This is a genomic window from Fibrobacterota bacterium, assembly GCA_019509785.1.
Taxonomy (GTDB): domain Bacteria; phylum Fibrobacterota; class Fibrobacteria; order UBA11236; family UBA11236; genus Chersky-265.
Window position 1 is genome coordinate 84298 of the sequence record JAEKLQ010000031.1, and the last position, 22267, is coordinate 106564.

Annotated in this window: 14 protein-coding genes and 1 pseudogene; 5 read left to right on the forward strand and 10 right to left on the reverse strand. The window is 62.6% G+C overall.

The window, feature by feature from the left end; translation table 11 throughout:
• Positions 1 to 59: 59 nt before the first annotated feature.
• Entirely contained in the window at positions 60 to 620 is a 561-nt protein-coding gene (locus JF616_07840; GenBank protein ID MBW8887653.1) for a hypothetical protein, read from the reverse strand.
• Between the two features lie 320 nt (positions 621 to 940).
• Entirely contained in the window at positions 941 to 1717 is a 777-nt protein-coding gene (locus JF616_07845) for a hypothetical protein (protein MBW8887654.1), read from the reverse strand.
• Between the two features lie 121 nt (positions 1718 to 1838).
• Here JF616_07845 and JF616_07850 point away from each other — a divergent pair, with 121 nt between their 5' ends.
• The 3 genes and pseudogenes from JF616_07850 (at position 1839) to JF616_07860 (ending at position 4748) form a co-directional block, all read left to right on the forward strand.
• The gene (locus JF616_07850; protein MBW8887655.1) at positions 1839 to 3440 is read left to right on the forward strand and encodes a glycoside hydrolase family 9 protein; all 1602 of its coding nucleotides are present in this window, start codon (positions 1839 to 1841) and stop codon (positions 3438 to 3440) included.
• A 69-nt stretch (positions 3441 to 3509) separates the two neighbouring features.
• Positions 3510 to 4249, forward strand: a pseudogene (locus JF616_07855) (threonine/serine exporter family protein).
• A gap of 4 nt (positions 4250 to 4253) precedes the next feature.
• Positions 4254 to 4748 carry a threonine/serine exporter family protein gene (locus tag JF616_07860; GenBank protein MBW8887656.1) on the forward strand — a complete coding sequence of 165 codons (495 nt, stop codon included), beginning with the start codon at positions 4254 to 4256 and terminating at the stop codon, positions 4746 to 4748.
• A 60-nt stretch (positions 4749 to 4808) separates the two neighbouring features.
• Here the strand turns inward: JF616_07860 and JF616_07865 are convergent, their stop codons facing one another.
• Positions 4809 to 5786, reverse strand: a complete 978-nt coding sequence (locus tag JF616_07865) for a hypothetical protein (protein MBW8887657.1) — start codon at positions 5784 to 5786, stop codon at positions 4809 to 4811.
• Between the two features lie 99 nt (positions 5787 to 5885).
• Between JF616_07865 and JF616_07870 the strand changes: the two genes are divergently transcribed.
• Positions 5886 to 6452 carry a metal-dependent hydrolase gene (locus tag JF616_07870; protein ID MBW8887658.1) on the forward strand — a complete coding sequence of 189 codons (567 nt, stop codon included), beginning with the start codon at positions 5886 to 5888 and terminating at the stop codon, positions 6450 to 6452.
• A gap of 30 nt (positions 6453 to 6482) precedes the next feature.
• Here the strand turns inward: JF616_07870 and JF616_07875 are convergent, their stop codons facing one another.
• The 3 genes from JF616_07875 to JF616_07885 all read right to left on the reverse strand — a co-directional run bounded on the left by JF616_07875 (position 6483) and on the right by JF616_07885 (position 13351).
• On the reverse strand, positions 6483 to 7361 hold the full coding sequence (locus tag JF616_07875) for a transglutaminase family protein (protein MBW8887659.1): 879 nt from the start codon (positions 7359 to 7361) through the stop codon (positions 6483 to 6485).
• 1 nt (position 7362) lies between these two features.
• Complete coding sequence (locus JF616_07880) at positions 7363 to 9921, reverse strand: circularly permuted type 2 ATP-grasp protein (protein ID MBW8887660.1); 2559 nt, start codon at positions 9919 to 9921, stop codon at positions 7363 to 7365.
• Between the two features lie 82 nt (positions 9922 to 10003).
• The gene (locus tag JF616_07885; GenBank protein ID MBW8887661.1) at positions 10004 to 13351 is read right to left on the reverse strand and encodes a transglutaminase family protein; all 3348 of its coding nucleotides are present in this window, start codon (positions 13349 to 13351) and stop codon (positions 10004 to 10006) included.
• A gap of 228 nt (positions 13352 to 13579) precedes the next feature.
• On the opposite strand from JF616_07885, the gene treY reads away from it, so the two are divergent.
• Positions 13580 to 16381, forward strand: a complete 2802-nt coding sequence (gene treY / locus JF616_07890) for a malto-oligosyltrehalose synthase (GenBank protein ID MBW8887662.1) — start codon at positions 13580 to 13582, stop codon at positions 16379 to 16381.
• An 87-nt stretch (positions 16382 to 16468) separates the two neighbouring features.
• On the opposite strand, the gene JF616_07895 is transcribed toward treY, so the two are convergent.
• From JF616_07895 to JF616_07910, 4 genes are all read right to left on the reverse strand, one after another.
• Complete coding sequence (locus tag JF616_07895; GenBank protein MBW8887663.1) at positions 16469 to 17341, reverse strand: hypothetical protein; 873 nt, start codon at positions 17339 to 17341, stop codon at positions 16469 to 16471.
• A gap of 148 nt (positions 17342 to 17489) precedes the next feature.
• Complete coding sequence (locus JF616_07900) at positions 17490 to 18236, reverse strand: hypothetical protein (GenBank protein MBW8887664.1); 747 nt, start codon at positions 18234 to 18236, stop codon at positions 17490 to 17492.
• A complete protein-coding gene (locus JF616_07905) occupies positions 18233 to 20434 on the reverse strand; it encodes a hypothetical protein (protein MBW8887665.1) in 2202 nt (733 codons plus the stop codon). Before JF616_07905 ends, JF616_07900 begins: the two co-directional genes overlap by 4 nt.
• A gap of 186 nt (positions 20435 to 20620) precedes the next feature.
• The gene (locus tag JF616_07910; GenBank protein MBW8887666.1) at positions 20621 to 22210 is read right to left on the reverse strand and encodes a glucohydrolase; all 1590 of its coding nucleotides are present in this window, start codon (positions 22208 to 22210) and stop codon (positions 20621 to 20623) included.
• Positions 22211 to 22267: the final 57 nt, after the last annotated feature.

A 22267-nucleotide genomic window follows, 5' to 3' on the forward strand; every position in this document is an offset into this window, starting at 1 on the left:
GGGCGAAAAACCCCGACACGCCGGGATCCCCCGCCCCCTTAGAGGATTAGTCAAACGGACTAGTTCGTGGAGGCCCAGGCCGTCCCGTCATACGTAACGACCCAGGGTTTGCCGGTAGTGTAATCAACCGAAATGCGGACCCCGCCGCCGTTCGTGAGCTTCCAGGTGTTGGTGCCCGTGAGATGGTACACCTTTTTATTCCCGTAAGAGCTATAGGGCTCGTTGCTCACGACGTAAACCGAGCCTAAGGTCCCGCCGATACCGATGTCGACGCCTTTAAGGCCTTGCGCCTGGGTGAAGTTACCGGTATCGTTCATGAACCAGATATCCCCTGCGCTGTTCACTACCCAGGGAAGTCCGGTGGGATCCACATCAATCCGTACTCCGCCTCCGTTGACCGCTGCATTCCAAGAGGAACCGTTCCACTTGCTGATTTTGTAGTCCGAGGTACCGATCGGGTTGACCTCGATTCGCCAAACCGTTCCGTTCGCACCGATGCCGATGTCCCGGCCTTTGCCGCGGTAGGTCCAACTCGTGCCGTTAGAGGAGTAGATGTCGTTCGATTGGGTCACGGTCCACGGGTGCCCTCTGGGATCCACGTCGATTTGTACGCCATCCATCTCCCCCCTGTCCAATCCCGGGTAAAGTTGGGGTCGCCCGGACCGTTTCACCACCAGAGCGGATACCGTCCGCTGCTGCTTCCGCCAGTCATCCATACCCCTTGCTGGACTCTCTGTCCGCACCCGATGTCTATCGACGGATTCTCGCCCACGACATTGGACCAATTCAGCACCTCGGTCCCCGGAGCGATGGTGGCCGCGGTGGCGAGGGTATTCGTGCCGGAAACCGGTTTGGATTCGGCCGCGGATTCGGGGTCCTGCGCGAGGCACCCGCCGAATAAGAGGCCTGTTCCTTTATGGTAATTCAGCCTGCGCCAGGGTCAGACCCGCTCGCCTTCGAACAAAGGCTCCACGGGCGCATCGCGGCGCCGCGCGCGGAGATCGCGCACCATCTCGGCGCTTCGCGCTCCCTCATCTTGCGCCTCCAGGGAAATGCCCAATTCCTTCCCGACCGCCCGGCGCACGGTGATGAAAAGCATTTCCGCTCCCAGGACGTCCATGAATGCGGGCGGATCCAACGGGAGGTATTTCCTCTCCTGGAATAGCGCGCGCAACTCGGGCGGATAATCGGGGCCTCCGGCGCGTTCGATGTACTCGGGATTCTTCACCGTCACGATGAAGCTGGCTTCTTCCTCGATCCCCAGTTCGCGTTGCAAGGGCCCGGCCCGATCGGGATGCTTGAGTACGTAAGCCAAATGGACATGATCGCCGTGCCGCGCGAGCGCGTAAATGCCGTCCCCGGCCGGACGCGCGGGGGGAAGCGCGGGCGCGCCGGGCGGCGAACCGGGGGGCTTGAACGCGCCCAAGGCGGTACGTAGGTCGACGGGAGTATCCAGCAAGCCGTCCACGCGCGCCCACATGCGTTCGCCCCCGCGGCCGGGCGCGCCGGTTTTAAGCGGAGGCGGGAGGCGCCGCTTGCCCAGGCTCAGCAATCGGCATCGCCGTTGACGTACGGGATGCAGCACCGGGAAGAAGCTCTCCAGTTCTTCGCCGTCTGGAGCCATGGGCGCGTCCCACCCGGGACGATGGAAAAAGAAGATATCGCCCTGCTCCAGTATTTCGGCCGGCCCGCCGGGCCTTGAAGGTCGTGAGGACATGGCTCTCTATTTGGGAAAATAGCGTTCCTATGCCATGGGTGTGGAAAATAATCCCGACCCCCAGGTCTTCCCAACCCGGGGCCGGACCCTTGCTACTAACCGAGCCGGGGTAAGGGGCTACATGCGATATTTCCATTTCCTATTGGCCGCGGCGCTGCTTCCGCGCGCGGCTCCGGCCCAATCTTTGAAGACCGAAGACTACCGCAAGGCTTTGTGGATGGCGACCCGCTTCTACGGCGCCCAACGTTCGGGCGCGGGCCCCAACTGGCTGATCATGGACCACGATTCCGGTAAGGATTTCGTCAACGATGCCGACGGCGATTACAACCTGTCCGGGGGATGGCACGATTGCGGGGATCACGTCAAATACGGCCAGACCCAGTTCTACAGCGGTTACCTGCTGCTGAAAGCCTATTCGGAATTCCCCCAGGGCTTCGACGACGACTATAGCCCGGATTACGCGGGCTACAAGCAGAGCGGCGATTTCACCTGGGAAGGCCATAAAGGCGGGCCCAACGGCATCCCCGACATCCTGGACGAGGTCAAGTACGCCACCGATTACTTCATCAAGTGCGCGCGCAGCGAGTCGATCTTCTACCATCAGGTGGGGGACGGCAACCTGGATCATAAGCATTGGATCACTTCGGTGAAGATGGCGACCTTGGGCGCGCAGGACGGGGGCCAGCCGCGCAAGGCCTTCAAGAATCCCGCCGACGCATCCATGCCCTCGTTCTGCGCGGCCGCCTTGGCCGTGATGTCCCGAGTCTACCGCAAGTTCGACGGGGCCTACGCGGATCTCTGCCTGCAACATGCGCGTTTCGCCTTCGCGTACGCCAAGGCCAACCCCGGCACCATCGCGACGCCGGACGGAAGCTTCTACCCCGCCAACGCCCGTTGGCAGGACGATTACGCCGCGGCGGCCGCGGAGTTGTACCGGACCACGGGGGAAGCCTCATTCCTCGATGAGGCCAAGGCGAAAGCCCCCAGCGTGGCCGACCACAACTATACCTTGTGCTACAACAACAACGATGATCTGGCCGCCTACGACCTAGCGCAGCAAGGCGTTACGGACAAGGCCGCGCTGGTGCAGAAGCTGGCCGATCGCTATAAGGGCAGCGTGAACGGGGCCGGGGTGGGAACCATCGGCGATTCCTGGGGGCGGTTGCGCTTCCCGATGAACCAGGCTTTCGTGACCGGGCTGGCGGGCAAGTTGAAGAACGCCACCGCCGTCGACCCCTTCGCCTGGAAGAACATCGATTACGTGCTGGGATCGAATTCGGCGGGATTGTCCTTCCTCGTAGGCTTCGGCGCCAAAAGCGCCCAGCATCCCCACCATCGCAACGTTTACCTGTCCGACGACGATACCGGGCCGGATAAGGCGCCGCCCATTCCCGAACGGAACCGGCAGTTCGGCGTCATGGTGGGCGGAACCCTGGACCCGTCCCAGTTCCAGGACCAGACCGGAAGCTACCAGTTCACCGAAGGCTGCATCGATTACAACGCCGGCCTGGTCGCGGCGCTGGGGTACGTATTGGCGCTGACCGCGCCCGTGGACACGGGGAAGTTCACGGGGCACGGTTCCGCCATACGGCCCCGGCGCGGGCGCGTGGAGATGCACCCCGTGGACGATGCTTTCGGCATCGATGCCCTGGGGCGCCTACGGCCGGAGCGGGCGGGCATGGACCCGATGGGATGGGCGATTCCGGCGAAACCCGGTTTCTAGCCTCAGAGCCCCTTTCCATGGGGCGGCCGGCCTTTGCGGATCCGGACGACATTGATAGATATTGAGGGCATGCCGGAACCTGGAAACGGAAAATCGGATTCGGAATCCGGGGAACTGGAAGAGATCGGGCATCTGCTCCTGGACGTCGGCTCGAAGTTGATGGTTTCCGGGGCGAGCACGGAACGGGTCCGGGTCACCGTCGATCGGATGGCGGACGCGTTCGGTTGCGATGTCGAGCTGTTCATCACCCACCGCGCGCTAAGCATGACCATAAAAAATACCGCTTCCCGGCTTTCCTACAGCAGCATCCTCAGGACACCGCCGCATGCCGTTAATTACGGCTTGGTTTCCGCGATCAGCATCCTTAGTTGGCGCACGGTCGAGGAAAAATGGAGCGCGGAAAAAACCAGGACCGAGCTGGCGCGAATGGAGACGAAGCCCGGATATCCCCGCTTATTGGTGCTTTCCCTGGTGGGCTTGGCCGGCGCATCCTTCTGCCGCATATTCGGCGGCGATGGGATGGAAATGGCCAACACCTTTTTCGCCACTTTCTTCGGCTTATTCGTTTTGCAGGAAGCGCGAAAGGCACGGTTCAATCCTTACCTCTGCGTGCTTTTCGCATCCATTTCGGCTTCGCTGGTGCCGCGTCCGTCCTTTTCCTGATCCCGGGAATCCCTCTTATCAATGCCTTGACGGACATGATCGACGGGAATGTCCTCAACGGCTGGGTGCGGGGAATCCACGCGTTTATCACCATATTCATGGTAGCCGTAGGCTTATTGTTCGCCATGCTGATATACAGGATTTGAAACCATGATCCCTTACAACGCCTTGGAGTTGGCGGTATGGTGCGGATTCGCGGGCCTCGGATTCGGGGTTCTTTTCAACGTCCCTCCGCGGTCGTTACTGGTCATCTGGTTTCTCGCCGCGCTGGGGGGATTCACCAAAAACATTTTGACGCATATGGGCGTCGATCTGATCCTGGCGTCCTTGGCGGGGGCGACCCTGATCGGGGTCTTGAGTATTTTCGCAGCCCATCAGAAACATGCGCCCCCATTGGTCTTTTCCATACCGGCGTTGATTCCCATGGTGCCCGGGGTATTCGGATTCCGCACCATGCTGGGCGTGATCAAGCTTTCCAGTTCGGTCAGCCAGGAAGGATATTCCCTGATCCTGTTCCAAGCCATCAACAACGGAATCAAGACCGCCTTGATCACGTTAAGCTTGGCCGTGGGCGCGTCCATCCCCATGTTGCTGACGAGGAAAACCTCGGCGAAGGATTTGAATTTCTCGTTGCGCCGGAAGTAGGGAAAGGGCCGGTCCCGTTGAGAAGGGACCGGCCGAATTCATCTCGAATCCCTGTTGCTGCTACTCGTTATAAACGTAGAAGGGTCCTTGCGCGGTGGTTCCGGAAGCGTCGTTGTCGATCAGGACCATGTTAAACTGATCATTCGATTCCCACGGCGAAATCCCGAATGGCAAGGCGAAGACCCTGCTATTGATGGTGCCGATGGACGCGTCCCCATTGGCCATGCCGCTCGACGCTGTATTCTTGAAGACATAGAGGTGGGTATTGCCCGCGCCGGGATCGCTCATCGCTTGGAAATCATTACCCGCAACCCGCCGGAATACGGCGCCCCCGAGAGGCGTGGGATTACTGAAACGGTAGAACGCTTGGCAGGAGGGACAGCCGGGGTTGGTCAAGTCGAAAGATAGATCGACCTTGCCGCCGACGTTGCTGTTGGCATAAGGCAATACGAGCCACATATAATAGCCGACCTCGTTCGAAGAGAAGGTGTGCGACAAATAGGAGTTCCGGCCTCCGCCGCCGTCATCGTTCATGTCGACGATACGGAAGCCCTGCTGCCCCCGGTTATTGATCGTCCCATTCGAAATGAAGGCCTGATCATTGAATTGGATCAGGAACACCACGGGATCGGCCGAATTGAACGTGCCGGTATTCGAGACGTCCGCGCGTAGCGTCGCCACCGCGTGAGCGGTCGCCTTGAATACCAACTTGGAAACCGCGGTTGCGGTGTAACTGGTTTGGAAAGTCAAGGTTCCCGCGACCTTGGCCGCGGCTTGGGCCCCTGCCGTAGGAGCTGCCGGATTGACGACGGAAGCCGCAGGCGAAGACCCGGAGAAACGGGCATTCAATTTCGAGAGCTCTTGATCGTAATCAGCCGGAGCGCTGGCCTTGAGCTTGAGAACCGCGGCCGTGTATTGCTTTTGGGAAGAGGAGGCCTCGGGGCCGGGTTCAACGGTTTGGCATCCGGAAAATGCCAGAGGTAACAGGGTGGAGAGGGCTAGGCCATAGGCCAGGGATAGGCGGTTGTTCGGATTCATTTTCTTCCTTTCAAGAACGGGCGTCGGTGACGCTAAACTAGGATGCCTGAAAGGCCGGATTTGTTCCGGGTATTCCCGGAAGGTTTTTAGCTTCCCCTGATGGCCTCCGCCTTCTCCCATGCCTTGGCAGCCGTCGCCTTGGGTTCCATCTTCCGTTGGGATAAGCCTCCTCTGAAATTCTGGTCGTGCGGGATCGCCTGCGCCGTCCTTCCCGACTTGGATAGCCTGGATTTCGCCTTGGGCGTTCCTTACGGATCGATGTTCGGCCACCGCGGATTCACCCACTCGCTTTGTTTCGCGCTCTTGTTGGGAATCCTGACGACCCTCCTGTTTTTCCGGGATGAACTCCGCCAAGGTCGCGGAATCCGCGTTTGCCTTTACCTGTTTTTATCGACCGCCTCTCATGGGGTGTTGGATGCCCTGACCAATGGCGGGTTGGGCGTGGCGTTCTTTTCCCCTTTCAATACGACCCGATATTTTTTCCCCTTCCACCCGGTACAGGTTTCCCCGATAAACGCCCTTCGCTTCCTGCGGGGCGGGGGCTGGGCGGTCATGGCAAGCGAATGGAAGTGGCTGATGCTGCCGTTGCTGGCTTTGATCCTGGGCGCGGAAGGGTCGCGGCGCGCCCTAAAGCGGACCCTGGCAGGATCCCCGGAAGCCGGATAAGTCCGAATCGACCCGTAGCCGGGCCGAAAATCAACCCTCGCGGATCACGTCCACTTCGACCTTTAGCTTTTGCGTGCCGCCGCCATAGAGAACGCCGCGTAGCGGACTGACGTCGGAGAAGTCCCGGCCCCAGGCCAAGGTGATATGCTGCGGACCGGGCATGAGCAGATTGGTGGGGTCGTAGTCGATCCAGCCCGCATCCGGGACGTAGAGGGAGACCCAGGCATGGGTCGCGTCGGCCCCGATCAGTTTCGGCTTCCCCGACTTGGGCATGGTTTCGATGTAACCGCTCACGTAACGGGCCGCCAGACCCAGGCTGCGCAGGCACCCGAGCATCAGATGGGAGAAGTCCTGGCAGACGCCGCAGCGGATCTGGAACACCATCTCGAGGGTGGTCTTGAGCCCGGTGGCCCCGGGCAGGAAACGGAAGTCCCGATGGATGCGGCGCATCAGTTGGAAAGCGCCTTCGGCCGCCGGGCGCCCGGGCGGGAAAGCCGCCGCCGCGTATTCCCGCAGCTCGGGGAAAGGCTTGACCATCGGGGAATCGAGGGTGAATTGCAATGCGTCCTGGGATTCCGGGGAAGCCGCCTCCCGTAACGCGTGCGCTACCTCCTCCCAGGGAGGCGAATCCGGGGGGCCTTCCCGGCCGGACCAGGAGACGTCCACCCGGCTATGGGTGGTGATCTCGAAGCGCTCGTGTGCCCCGGCCGCCTTGAAAATCGCCGTGGGGTTCCCGAAAAAATCGGATTCTTCGCGTACGTCCTCCAGGCGCGGCTCCGATTCGAGCGCGAAGTGGGTCACGCGTTGGCCGGCCAATTCGCGCGGGCGCAAACGGGCCAGGTTGACGCTAAGCTCCACGGGTTCGGAGTAGACGTAAATGGTGCGATGGCGGACGGCATAGATCGGCATATCAGCCCCATTCCCGCAAGGCTTGCGGCAGCGGTATCGCCTGGAAGAATTCGCGCGCCAGGGCATCGGAGACCCGTCCCAGCCCGGCTTCCAGGCTCCGTAGCAAATGCTCGAAGCCTTCGTTCCCGGCCGGGGACAGGATGCCGCCGTTGGCCTCGGATTCGAAGAGCCGCGCCTGCGTGAGGGCCTTGAGGACCGCCTTGCGGCAAGCCGGCAGGAGCAGGGTGCCTCCGGGGGGCAGATGCCCGAGTTCCTCGTGGAAACCTGCCAATTGGAACGCCACCGAACGGGGATTGGCCTCGTCCGCCAGGAGCAATTCGGCGGCGGGCCCCGCCTGGGGCGCCCGGGGGTAACGTTGGCGATACGTCAGCGCGCCGTCCTGGCAGGCCAGCAAGGTTTCGATCAGGCCCTCGCCAGGCCTTGCCACCCCGCTCAAGCCGGCATCCAACATGCGAACGACGCATAAGGCGCGCTCCAGGGAGCGGCCCAACCCTAAAAAGCGACGCACCGGGCCCAAGGCCAGGCCGTCTGCTTGCAGCCCCGCCAATCCGCCCAGATGCAAGATGGCTTGATCGAGCCAAGGCAAGGTCCCGCCCGCTTCCCGCGGCGGCATCAAGGAGTTGATCGCGCGCCAACTATCGTCCGGAAGCAAGTCGCGCACGGCCCGCGCGGCCCGGCGCACGGCCGCCCGGTTGAAAGCCGGCGATCCCATGCCGTGCTCGTCGTCGAGGGAAGCCTCCAGCGCCGCTTCCAGGGAGCCCGCGTCTTCTGAGGCGGCGAAGTTCGGCTGGTAGGCTTGGAGCAGACGGAGCCAATGGGGGCCGGGGGGCCCGGCCTCGGAGCGCCCGGCCATCAGGGCTTCGCGCCAAAGGCGCAATTGGGATCCCAAGCGCTCCTGATAGCGCCCCAGCCAATACAGGTTTTCTGACGCATATCCGGGCAAGGCCCCATGCGGACGGATCGAACGCGCGGGAGCCGCCTCCATCGCTTGCATGTCCTCCGGGACGACCATGGCTTCGACCGGGGCCGGTTCGGGCCCGGACCCCGCGGCTTCGAGAGGAGGCGCGGCCCAAGGCAAGGGCTCGGAAGCCAGGATCCAGGTATCCTTGGCGATACTCCCCTCCTGGCCGGTCACGCCCGTGCCGCCCGTTCGTCCCGCGACCCGGGTAAGGCCGCCGGGCATGACCGCGAAGGAGCCGTCCACGGCGGCCAGGAAGCTGCGCAGCACCAAGGGACGGGGCTCGAGGCGGCCTTCCACGAAACAGGGCGTGGTGGACAGCTGGAGGCGTTCTTGCACCAGGTAAAGATGCGGCTTGGCGCGGATCCGGGCCAGGAGCTTTTCGCGTTGCTCGCGGGACAGGCCCTGGTAGAACCAGGTACTGCGCTTGGGCCCTTGGTACAAGGGTTTGACGATGCGATCCTCGAGGTTGGCGAGGGCTTCTTCGCGTTGGCGCGCATCGCCGCACCACCACGTGCGGGCGGACGGCAGGCGCAGATCCTGGCCGAACAGGCGGCGGCAGAGCTCGGGCAGGAAGGCCATCAGCCCTGAGCCCGCCAGGATGCCGCTCCCCAAGGCGTTGCAGACCGCCACCGTCCGATCGCGTACCGCCTGCACCAGGCCCGGCACGCCCAGCAGGGAATGGCCCGCCAGTTCCAGGGGATCGCAGAAGGCATCGTCCACCCGCCGCAGGATCACGTCCACCGGGCGCGATCCCTCCACGGAAGGGAGATGGATGCCCCCGTCCCTCGGCATGAGATCGCCGCCGCGGACCAACGGGATTCCCAGGTAACTTGCGAGATACGCCTGCTCGGAATACGTCTCGTTATCGGATCCGGGCGAGAGTAGGACCAGGAAGGGATCGCGCGTCCCCGGCGGGGCCGCCTCGACCAGGCCGCGCCTGAGGGATTGGAAGAAAGCCTCCAGCCGATGCACGCCGGCTTGGCGGAACAGGCTGGGCATGGCCCGGCCCAAGGCGGCGCGGTTTTCCAGGGCATAGCCGTACCCGGAAGGATTCTGCCCGCGATCGCTCACCACGCGGAAAGCCCCGTCGGGACCCCGCGCCAGATCGGCGGAATAGCATCTCAGCATGCGGGTGCGGGCCGCCGGGCCCCCGGCGCAAGGCCGCAGGAATCCGGGATGCGACCAGAGGAACAGGGCCGGGAGAACCCCTTCCCGCACGAGTTTACGCGGCCCGTATACGTCCCGAAGTACCGCGTCCAAGAGCTCGGCGCGCTGCACCAGGCCGCTCTCGACCGCTTCCCACTCGACGCTGGAAAAGACCAGCGGTATGGGGTCGAGGGACCAGGGGCGTTCGGCGACCTTGCCATCGCCGTACACATTGTAGGTTACGCCGTCCCGACGCATATACTCGGCCAGATCGACCCGGCGGCGGCCCATTTCGCCCGGGCCCAATTCGGCCAGGGTCCCGGCCAAGCCCGCCCAGGAAGGCCGCACCTCCCCTGAGGGGGTAAGCATTTCGTCCCAGCCGCCCGCGGAGGGAAGATACCCGCGCAACAGCCCGGCACCGGACTCGGCGGTACCGGAAGATTCCAAGATCATGTCCCGGGGATTCCGGACGGGATGGGGGCCATGCGGCGAGGATAGCTAATCGCGATGCGGAGCTCAAGCATGCGCGTCCCCTTCATCGGCAACGCCGTAGATCAAGGGTACAGGGATGATCGGGGTGCCGGGGCGCCGCCATGGGGCGCACCGTGCCGGCACGGTGGCCGCGGGATTCGAAGCGGGCATTGCGCCGGGCTTCCGCCTCGGCGGCGTTCACCGGGAATGCGGCGTAGTTGCGGCCCGCAGGATCGGCCACGTGGTAGGTGCATCCGCCCAGGGAAAGGCCGCTCCACAGGTCCACCACGTCGAAGGCCAAGGGTACATGGGTCGGGATCAGGGGATGCAAGCATGCGGGAGGGCGCCAAGCCCGGAAACGCACGCCCGCCACGGCTTCCCCTTGCGTGCCGGTCGCGCTTAGCGGCAACGCGAAACCGTTGCAGGTTACCGCATGCCGGGTGGAAGCGTACCCGTTCACCTTCACTTGCACCCGCTCCAGGGAGGAATCGACGAAGCGGGCCGTTCCCGATCCGGACGCTTCTTCCCCGAGCACATGCCAGGGCTCGCCGGCTTGGCGCACTTCCACGGTGAGATCGCGTAAGTGCAAGGTGCCGCAACGGGGGAAACGGAACTCCAGGAACGGCGCATACCATTCCGGACGCAAATCGTAACCGGCGCGACCCAGGTAGCCCAAGGCGTCCTCGAAATCCCGCCACAGGAAGTGCGGCAACATCCAGCGATCGTGGAGGGAGGTGCCCCAGGGCTGCAACGGCGCATCGTAAGGCTGTTCCCAGAATCGGGTGATCAAGGCCCTGACCAACAGGGATTGGGCCGCCGCCAGGCGCGGATGCGGCGGCATCTCAAAGCCGCGCAACTCCACCAGGCCCAGCCGCCCCATGAGGCTGTCGGGGTTATGCAGCTTATCGATGCAGATCTCGGCCCGATGGGTATTCCCGGTCAAGTCGACCAGGAGATTGCGGAACAAGCGGTCCACCGTCCAGGGGAAGGACGGCGCCCCGGGGACGGAATGCCCGAGGGAAGCGATGCCCGCGGGCAACTGCTTGAAAGCCAAATCCAATTCGGCCAAGGCATCGTCGCGGGCCTCGTCCACGCGGGGCGACTGGCTGGTAGGGCCGATGAAGAGGCCGGAGAAAAGGTACGACAGGCTGGGATGGTTCTGCCAGAACCCGATCAGGCTGCGCAAGAGATGCGGCCGATTCAGGAAAGGGCTGTCCGCCGGGCGCTCCGCCCCCAGGACGATATGGTTGCCGCCCCCGGTGCCGGTATGCCGCCCGTCCAGGTTGAACTTTTCCGCCCGCAGACGGCAGGCCCCCGCCTCCGCGTACAGGATTTCCATCTTCCCGATCAGCTCCTGCCAATCGGCGGAAGGATGGATGTTGACTTCGATGACGCCGGGATCGGGGGTAACCGCGAAGCTACGGAGGCGGTAATCGGAGGGCGGCCGATAGCCTTCCAACCGCACCGGCAGGCCGCATTCGGAGGCGGCCGCTTCGACGGCGGCGACCAGGCCCAGCCAGGATTCGATCTGGGACAAGGGCGGGAAGAAAACGTGGAGATGGCCTTCGCGGGCCTCGACGCAAAGGGAAGTGCGGACTACGCCCGTAGCGGGATCGATGGCCGGCCCGTCTTGCTCCCGCTTGGCCTGCGTGGGCGCCGCGGTCGCGACTCCCTTGTCCGCCGAACCCGATCCCCGGTCGGCAAGGCGCGCTTTTTCGATGGCCCCCAGGGAAGGGCGCGCGGCCAACGGCGAAACCTCCGCCGGGAATTCGGCCGGGATCGGCCGGCCCGGGAGGCTGTCTAGGGGGAGTCGGAACCCCATAGGCGAATCGCCGGGGATAAGGTATAGGTGCTTCCGCCGCATGGGCCAGGCCCCCGAGCGCCAGCGTAAGAGCAGGTCGTCGAAGTCGGCCGCCAGGGGCAGGACGTAACCTGCCGGTTCCCCCAGGTCCCCATCCAGCAAGCGCAGCAACCGCGCGCGTTCCATGCCTTCCTTCAGGTCCGCGCTCGCCGGATCGAAATCGTCCGGCAGCCCGCCTTCCTTCCAGAGGTAGTACAGGACGTCTTCGTAGGCGGGCCGCGCCAGGGCCGGATCCAGGGATAGCCGCCGCGCGATGGCTTGCGCCAGCGCCTGCGCTTCGCGCACGCCGAAATGCCCGGCGCCCTCGTCTTTGGCCAGCAAGGCCGCATCGCGCCAGATGGGTTTCCCGTCCGGGCGCCAGTACACCGTCAGCGCCCAGCGCGGCAGGGGCTCCCCGGGGTACCATTTTCCTTGGCCATAATGGGGGACGCCGCCCGGGGCGAAATGGGCCTGCATCCGCCGCATCAGTTTTTCGGCCAGCGCCCGCTTGCGGGTCCCCAAGGCCTCGGTATTCCATTCCGGCGCCTCGGTATCGTCCGCCGAGACGAAGGTGGGTTCCCCTCCTTGCGTCAGGAATAGGCCGGAAGCCGCCATATCCTTATCGATACGGTCGCCCAGGTCCATGAGCGCATGCCATTCCTCGTCGGGGATGGGCGCGGTCACGCGCGGTTCTTCCTTGAGGCGCGCCACCTCCATGGCATGGCTGAATTCGGTTTCGCAGGTGGATACCGATCCGGTTATCGGCGCGGCTTCCTCCGGGGACGGCGAGCAGCTTAAAGGTATGTGGCCTTCGCCGGCCATCATGCCCGAAGTGGGATCCAGCCCGATCCATCCGGCGCCGGGCACGTAGACCTCGGTCCAGGCATGCAAGTCGGTGAAGTCCACGATCGGTCCCGCGGGCCCATCCAGGGGCGATTGATCGGGGCGCAATTGGATCAGGTAGCCGGAAGCGAAACGCGAAGCCAGCCCCAGGTGCCGGAAGATCTGCGCCAGCAGCCAGGCCGAGTCCCGGCATGATCCCGATCCCAAGCGCAGGGTTTCCTCGCAGGTTTGCACGCCCGCTTCCAGGCGGATGGTGTAGCCGACGATGGATTGCACGGCGCGGTTCAAGTCCATCAGGAAATCCACGGTTCCCCGCGGCGTCCGATCCACCTTCCGCAGCCAGCCTTGCAGCCGCGGCCCGTCTTCGCGCACTTCGAGATAAGGCCGCAGCGATTCGCGCAAGGCGGCCGGATATTCGAAAGGGAATTTCTCCGCGTCCGGCTCCAGGAAGAAATCGAAAGGATTGATGACGGTCATGTCCGCCACCAGACCCACTTCCACGGAGAATTCGCGTTGCGGCTGGGGAAAGACGACGCGCGCCAGGAAATTCCCGAAGGGATCCTGCTGCCAGTTCAGGAAGTGGCCCGCGGGGTGGACCTTCAGGGAGTAAGCCTGCACGGGGGTGCGGCAATGCGCCGCCGGCCTTAGGCGGATCAGCTGCGGCGACAGGGTAACCGGTCGGTCATAAGCATAAGAGGAGACGTGCTTTAAGGAAACCTTTACCGCCATGGTGAAGCAAGCTTGCAAGGACTGCGCCAGGGGAATTGGCATCCGGAAGGCGGGCCACGGAAGGATTTAGGGAGGCCGGGCGGATTGCGTGGGCCCGGGAAAGAACAACAACTGACATTCGCCGGTTATTGTCAGCCGGGATATTTTCCGCATGTTTCCGGCACGTTTTCATAAGGGAACGTCGTTCCCGGGGTTGCGCACCCCTCCCGCCGGAGATTGTTTAAGCGCATGGTTCGCCTTCCGCTTTCGACTTACCGCATCCAATTCCATCGGGCATTTCCATTCCAGGCCGCCCGGGATATCGTCGCCTATTTGTCCGATTTGGGGATATCGGACCTATACGCTTCCCCTATCTTCAAGGCCCGCGAAGGTAGCGAGCACGGTTATGACGTGGTCGATCATAGCCAGATAAACCCCGAACTGGGGACGGGCGAAGACCTGGAGGCCCTATCCCGATCCTTGCGCGAACGGAACATGGGCTGGCTGCAAGATATCGTGCCCAACCATATGGCCTACCATCCCGAGAACAAGCTCCTGATGGACGTGCTGGAGAACGGCCCGCGCTCGCGCTTCCTGAATTTCTTCGACATCGAGTGGAACCATCACGACGAAAGCCTGAAAGGCAAACTCTTGGCGCCCATCCTGGGGAGCTTTTTCGGGGAGTGCCTGGAGAACGGGGATATCACCCTGGAATTCGGGCCCCAGGGCCTTTCCATCCGCTACTTCTCCAACGTGTACCCTTTGCGGATCGAGTCCTACGCCGAGGTGCTGGCATCGGACCTGATGGTGTTGCGCAAGCGCATGGACCGCAAGCATCCCGATTACGTGAAGCTGATGGGCACCTTCTTCATCCTCAAGAACCTGCCCGAGAACGGCGACGTGAGCGAGCGCTACGATCAAATCGGCTTCATCAAGTCGATGCTTTGGGAGCTGTACGAATCCAATCCGGTCATCAAGCTGTACGTGGACGAAGCCCTGCGCCAGTACAACGGGTCCAAGGGCAATCCCGCCAGCTTCAAGAAACTATCCGCCTTGTTGGCCCAGCAGAATTTCCGGCTGGCCTTCTGGCGCGTGGGCGTGGAAGAGGTAAACTACCGCCGCTTCTTCGCCGTCAACGAACTCATCTCCCTGCGCATCGAAGATCGCGAAGTGTTCGATCGGGTCCACCAGCTTCCCCTGCGGCTGGTATCCTCCAACGTGTTCACGGGGCTGCGGGTCGATCATATCGACGGCCTATACCATCCGCAGCAGTACCTGAACCGGCTGCGCGAGGCCGCGCCGGACGCCTTCATCGTGGTGGAAAAGATCCTGGCGCCGGGGGAGCCGCTCAAACCCGCATGGCCCATCCAAGGGACCACCGGCTACGACTTCCTGGGCATGGTGAACGGCTTGTTCGTGGCGACCGGCAACGCCGACAAGCTCGATTCCCATTACAAGACGTTCACCGGCATGCAAGCGGCGTGCGGGACCATCGCCAACGAGGACAAGCGCCTCCTGATCGAAAAGGACTTATACGGCGGGCTCGAGAACCTGGTATACCAGCTCAAGACCATCGCCACCCGCTTCACCCATGCCTCCGACTTCACCTTGTCGGGTTTCCGCAAGGCCCTGGAGGAAGCCTTCGTGCACTTTCCCGTCTACCGCACCTATATCAACGAGGACGGGGCCGACGAACGCGACCGTCAGGTGATCGCCTGGACCATGGAGAAGGCGCGGGCGAGCCTTCCCAGCCATGCCCATGAAATCGATTTCATCGAGCGCATGCTGCTGGCCCATTCCGATTCCGCTTATAGCAAGGAGGAGAAGAAAAACGCGCTGGAGTTCGCCATGCGCTTGCAGCAATTCACCTCCCCTCTGATGGCCAAGGGCATCGAAGACACCTTCCTTTACGTTTACAACCGTCTGGTGTCGCTGAACGACGTAGGCATCAATCCCGATCATTTCGGCTACGCGGCGGGGGAATTCCACGCCTTCAACCGGCAGCGCCTGGCGGCTTGGCCGCATACCATGAACGCGACCTCGACGCACGACACCAAGCGCGGGGAAGACGCGCGCGCCCGCATCGACGTTCTGTCCGAACTCCCCCAGGAATGGGAGGCCAAGACCCTGGAGTGGCGCCGCGCCAACCGGGGATTCAAGCGGCGCCGCAATGCCTTCGAAATCCCGGACGGCAATGACGAATACTTCCTCTACCAGACCTTGATCGGCGCATTACCCTTCGACGACTCCGAGCTGCCCGCTTTCCGCGAGCGGATGCGGGAATACCTGGTGAAGGCCGTGCGCGAGGCCAAGGTGCATACCGTCTGGGTGAAGCCGGATCGCGAATACGAGGAGGGTTACCTGGATTTCCTGGATCGGCTCCTCGATCCGGAATCCGGAAAGTCCTTCCGGGATTCCTTCGAGCCGTTCCAGCGCAAGGTGGCCTGGTTCGGGATGTGGAACGCGCTCTCGCAGGCGCTGCTTAAAATCGCTTCGCCCGGCATCCCCGACTTCTATCAAGGCTCGGAACTATGGGACTTCGATCTGGTGGACCCTGACAACCGGAGGCCCGTCGATTATGGCCGCCGCATGGCGGCCCTGAAGGAGATCCGCGAACGGGAAGGATCCGATCCCGGCGGCCTGATAGCGGATCTGCTGCGGACCCCGCAGGACGGGCGCTGCAAGCTTTTCCTGATCGCCCGCGCCCTGAAGGCGCGCGCCGCCCTCCCATCGGTCTTCCAATACGGCGAATACCTACCCTTGAGCGGCGAGGGCGAGCGCAAGGAAAGCGTGGTGGCTTTCGCCCGCAGCTTCGGAAGCCATTGGGTGATCGTGGCCGTCCCCCGGTTCCTGACGGGCTTCGTCCCCGAAGGGAGCCTGCCGTTGGGAAGCGGTCCGTGGGCCGATACGCGGCTGCGCATCCCCGGCGATGCGCCGCTGGGCTGGCGCGATGCTATCGGCGGCGGGGAACTGGTGAGCGAAAACGGGACGCTCGCGTTAGGAGAGGTTTTCGCCCGCTTTCCGGCGGCGCTACTCGAGGGACAAGCCTAGTCCGCCGGGAAAAGCGAAGGGGCGGTCGCTATGGCCGCCCCTTCATGCGAATGCGGCGCCCAGCTTTAGGGCGCCGTCGCGTTGTCTTCAGTTGATGACGCTGCCGGGCACGGCGCCGTTCACGATCACCTTGCCCACCTTGCCTATCACCACGGTCAGCTTACCGGTGCCGGTGGTGGGACCGACCCATCCGAGGGTCACGGCGCGGGTATCGTCATTACCGGCCGAAACCGAGAAAGTGGACGAACCGCTGTAGAGGAGGCCGGTGTAGGTGTGCAACGTTCCGTAGGCTTCCAGGGTGACCGTGTGCGAGCCGAGGGTGATATAGTCGAAGTACAGGCTCACGTTGGCGCCGCCGGCGAAGTAGCCCGAAGCCAAAACCGAATCGCCGCGGATGACTCCATCCACCTTGAGCACCACGCGGTTCAGGTTCAACTTATCCTTGCCGGTCCCCGAAACCGTAGAGGCGATGCTATCGGGCAAGGTATTGAAATTGGCCTGGTACATCTCGAAACGGGAGGTAAGGTTCAGGCTCACGGCGGCGGTATCGGCCGGCTTCACGAAGAACGAAGCGGAGGTACCCGAATGGATCACGGAATCCTTGGCATCGAGCGTCTTGGCATTGACGGTCCAGTTGCGCAACGGCTTCAGGGTCAAGGTCCGCAGCACGGTAACCGCATCGTTACCGGTGACGGAGGCGGTATCCCGCACCGTATCGGCGGGGGAAGCGCTGGAGACCGCTTCCAATATCAGCTTCTGCAGGTTGATGGTGGAAGTCTTGGAAAGGGAACCGACCTTGCCCAGCAGCAAGGTGGCCTTTACCGTACCGGCGGCTTCTTGCGTCGGATCCTTCGCGCCGGGATCGGACGCGGTCGTCGGATTGGAGCCGCAATGCAACAGCGCGAGCGGAGCCAGGGCGGCGAGGAAGAATTTGGCGAAGGTCAGCTTGGCGATTTGCATGATGGTGTCTCCCGTTCCACCATGATTATCGCCCGCGGCGGCGATTAACTTAACGCCAAAGTTGAAGTTATCTTCGGAGTCGTGGCCGGGCTCACTCAGGCAATCCCCTACGCCCCCCTAAAAGATTCGCCGGGAACGGGAACCGTTTTTAGCGATCCCAAAGGATCCAGGCGTAGGCGAGTCGAAATTGGGCCGCGTCCGGTTGGATTCTGCCGTTCAACCCCTCCATGGCAGGATCCCAGGATCGTTGGTATTCGATGCCCAGATTCAAGTCCCCCGGGCCGCAACGGAAACCGTATTCCGCGGTCGTCATCCAACCGTCGATGCTCGACCGGATGGAACCCGGCGGATGGTTCGAATAGTGTTCTCCGTCCACGATCCATTCCGTTTTGCCATGATCCAGGAAGGCCCGGAAAACCCCGAGTTGAACCTGGAAATGATGCCGGGCCGGAAACCATCCCATACCGGCCAAAAGCGGAAAGACGTTATAGGCCAACTCGGTACGGGACTTGAGGGTATGTGGATAGGGATTACCGCCGAAGGAAACCGTATCCTCCACGGTCCGTAACCCGAAATTTTCCCAACGCGGCGCGAAACCCAAGGTGAACCCGGGCCGCCAGCGAAGCGAGAATACCGCGCCCACGGAAGGGGAAACCCAAGTCCCGTTCTCGGCGGGGACCGGCTCCACCAAGGAACGGAATTCGGAGGTGGCGCCCAGGCGGGAGGCTTGGGCGCCGACTTGGAGACCGAGGGAGCCTTCGCATGGCACCCAAGCGGAACGGATGCGGACCGGATAAGAGTTGACCGTATCCGCTTGCGCTGCCGAGACCCTGCCCGCCGTGCAGAGACATGCCAAGCAAGCCGCGGGGACGAGGTTCGCGAAAAAGCGGTTCATGGCCGGCCTCCGAGAGCGACGGTAAAGGTTTGCATGCGGCCACCGCCCCGTAGGATCAGCACCAGGCGCGCGGACCCGAAGCCCGCCAAACGCGCCAACGGGATCGCGAAGCCGTTCCCCGATCGGAATGCGTCTAGTCCGACCCGCCCCAGCCGCCTTCCCTGCATGTCGAAGACTTCGAGCCAAGATCCTTGGGCCATCCGTTCTGAAGCATCGAGCATCAGCCAGTCGCCCTGGATCCGGAACACCCGCCCCCGCGCGAAGCGTACCGATTTGGGAAGGATGCCGACGTTTCCTTCGGCAACCTTGCCCTCCGCGATGCCCGCGGACAAGTATGAGCCCTTGGTGAGGATGCCGTACCGCATGCCGAGATCCGATTCTTCCTTATTGGAAATGCGGTCGGGATCGGCGGCCCACAGCCGCGCCAGGGCGGTATCGCCGGCCGTCCGAAGCACCCGGGGCGATAAGGTATGCGCGCGCGTTTCGCGGCCGAGGGCGTCGATGCCTTGCAATTGCAAGGAATCCTCGAACGCGTCATCCGCCTTGAGCGCCGCCTCCCTGCCCGCCTTGGAACCGAACGGCACGATGAGGTCGAAACTACGGCCTCCCGAAAAGGCACGGTACTCTACCGACGAGGGCTGGAACACGGGTAACATCAAGGTTACGGGGCCGTATCCCAAGTCGGCATCCAGGGTCACCGGGCGCAAATCCGCGTTCGCTTTGGTTTTAAGGGCCGCGCCCAAATCGACTCCCAGCCAATAAGCCGATAGCGAGGAAAGGGTCACGCTGTCCAGCGCGGCTTCGATGACCTTGGGATCCTTCAAATCGATTTCGGAAGAGGGGGTCGGGCCAATGCCCAGCATCTCGATATGCCTCAGGATGCCCGTTCGATCGCTGAACCCTTTACGGATGACCGCCAGGTCGGCCAGGAATTCGCTGCGGCTGGCGGCCACCTCGCCCGAATCCTTCCAGACCGTCGCCGCCCAATCCGGACGCGGGTCCTTATAGTCCTTGTAGTCCGCGTAGATCCGCTGTTCCGTGAATCCGTCCAGGTAATCGAGAAGCCGTTTGTACCCGTCGCTCCCCGTTTCCGAGGGCGGGAACCAGACCGGATCCTTTCCCGCCACGCTATGCATCAAGCCGAAGCGATGCCCATGCGGCGCCATCTCCAGGATGATCTTTTTCATGGCTTTGGCTTCCGCCGCCGCCAAACGCCCTTCCGCGGAAAGCGTCTTCAGCCCGGCCTGGAATTCCACCAGGTTCAAGGGCGGGTTCCAACGCCAAAGGAAAGCCGTCTCCAGGGGCCGGGTAAGGACGTCCATCATGGAATCGCTCAAGCCGCCATGGAAAAGCAGGTATTGGCCTTTCAAGTTTCCGTCCGTGAATCCCGTCTTTTGCATGGCGGCAAGGGTGGACGAGTCTTCGTCCCGGCGGAACAGATATTCGCTGCCGTAGTCCAGGGTATGCGAACCTTTATCGTCCAATGTCACCCGTCCGGTGGGACCCAGCCATTGCAATACGGGCAAATCCTTGGCGGCTTCGGAGAAGGAAATCTGGGAATAACGCGGAGGCGCCCCGGAGGGATTGAAGACCACGGGAACGTGCACTTCGGTTCCCGGCGCGCCGGGAAAAGGCAGATCATATTCCAAGCGCACCCGTATCGGCTCACCCAAGGAGAGCTTGGAAAAAGTGGCTTCGAAGGAACGATCGCCCAATTGCTGAAGGTAGGCGACCCGTCCAGCCAAGGTCGCCAGCAACCGGGTCGTATCCAGGAAATGATCGTCCAGGCTATACACCTGTTTGCGTAAAGTCGCTGTATAGGCCGTATCCCCGTGAAATACCGTCAGGCCGTGCACGGCGGCCAGGGGCGGGATCGGCAGGCTTCCCTGAAACAGGAAATCGTAAGTAATGTCTTCGGGCCGGTAATCGGTGTTGCCGGATAGGGTCGCCGTCTCGACCACCGAGAGGTAATCCCCATGCGAGGTGATGGCCAGGGTCGAAGCCTCCAAAGAAACCGATCCCAAGCGCGCGAGTTGATAGCTGGTATAAGAGCTATCCACGACCTTCCCGTTCTTTACGACCGTGGTCTGGTTATTCAGGATCTGGTAGGTGTAGAAATCCAAAGCCGCCCGCGCAGGCCAAGCGCAGAACATCGCTACGATTAACGAACCAACCATGGCCGTATACGGTCGTCTCATGGATTCTCCGGAATTTTAAGTTTGCCCGATCAGGCACCAATATTAGCAAGACCTAGGCCATATTCCGGCCCGCATTATCGGCCGTATTTACGGGGAAGCATAGCTTTGCGGGCGATCAAGAACCGTGCGGCGACGGGATGGGCGCGGGCAGGAATTGACCAGGAAGGTTGGCTTTATAAGACCGTACTAGTCCAAGGCCAGGATGCGCGCCTCCCAAGGCCGCAGCCGGGCCGCGCAATCATGGGGCACATCCCGATAGTTGCCGATCGCCAACGTCCCCTTCCCGACCAGGCCCGCCTCCAGCGCCGATTCCCCGTCGCAATAATTGCATAGGACCAGGAATCCCTTTCCCTCCCAGAGGCGGTGGTAGGCGACGACATTCTCGTTCTCTTCCATGAAGGGATAGAAGCTCCCGTGGATCAAGGCCGCATGCGACCGCCGGAACGCCAGCAGGCGGCGGTAAAAATACAGGATCGAGTCCGGATCCCGCGCTTGGGCTTCGGCATTGATCTCCGTATGGTTGGGATTGATGCCGATCCACGGCCGTCCCGTCGTGAAGCCCGCGTTCGTCCCGGCGGTCCATTGCATGGGCGTACGCGCATTATCCCGCGAGCGCGGGCGCAGCCAAGCGAACGCCTCCTCCGGCGATTTGCCCTGCCGAACAAGATCCTCGTAGAACCTTTTCATCTCGATGTCGCGGTACTCGTCCATCGAGGCGAAGGCCACGTTGGTCATGCCCAGCTCATCCCCTTGGTATATGAACGGCGTACCCGGCGAGGTGAGGATATGCACGGCCAGCAATTTGGCCGAGAGCTCCCGGAAAGATCGGTCGTTGCCCAGGCTGGAAAGCATGCGCGGCGTGTCGTGGTTGCCGAGGGCCATGGTATTCCAACCGCGGCCCTGGAAGGCCAGGAACCAATCCTTGACCCGCGCCTTCACGAACTTGGGCCCATTGCGGTCGAAGAGGATGTCGGTCTGCACCACCATGTCCAATTCCCGGCGCCGTGGATCCACGTACTTCCAGGCTTCCGAAGCGGGCGTGAAATGCACTTCGCCCACGGTGGCCGCCTTATAGGGCGACAACACGTCGCGGCGGAGCTCGTGCAAAAGCTCATGCATCCCGGGATTGTTGGCGTAGAGCGCCAAGTCGAGCACGTAGCGCCCGTCCCGCTTCCCGGATTCCGGGCGGTAGATGGCGTCCGGAAGGCCCGGCGGCTTCATCAGGAGATTGATCACGTCCAGGCGGAACCCGTCCGCTCCGCGCTCCAGCCACCGCTGTACCATCTCGAAGGTCCCCTTCTTCACCATGGGATGGTTCCAATTGAGATCGGGCTGGTACTTGGAGAAAAGATGCAGATAGTATTCGCCGGTGGCCGGATCGAGCTCCCATGCCGATCCCCCCACCAGGGACATCCAGTTGTTGGGCTCATGCCCGTCCTTCCCCGGCCTCCAGATGTAATAGTCGCGCTTGGGATCCTTCTTCGACCGCCGGGATTCCTTGAACCAAGGATGCTCATCGGAAGTATGGTTCAGCACCAGATCCAGGATGATGCGCAGATCCCGCTTATGCGCTTCCGAGAGCAACTCCCGGAAATCCCCCATGGTCCCGAACTGGGGATGCACGTCGTCGAAATCCGAAACGTCGTAGCCGGCATCGTGCAGGGGCGATGGGAAGAAGGGCGTGATCCATAAAGCCCCCACGCCCAGCTCTTTCAGGTAATCGAGCTTCCCGATGATCCCGCGCAGGTCCCCCGTCCCGTTGCCATCGGAATCCATGAAGCTGCGCAGGAAGATCTCATAGAAGACCGTTTCCTTCCACCAACGCCAGGCGGC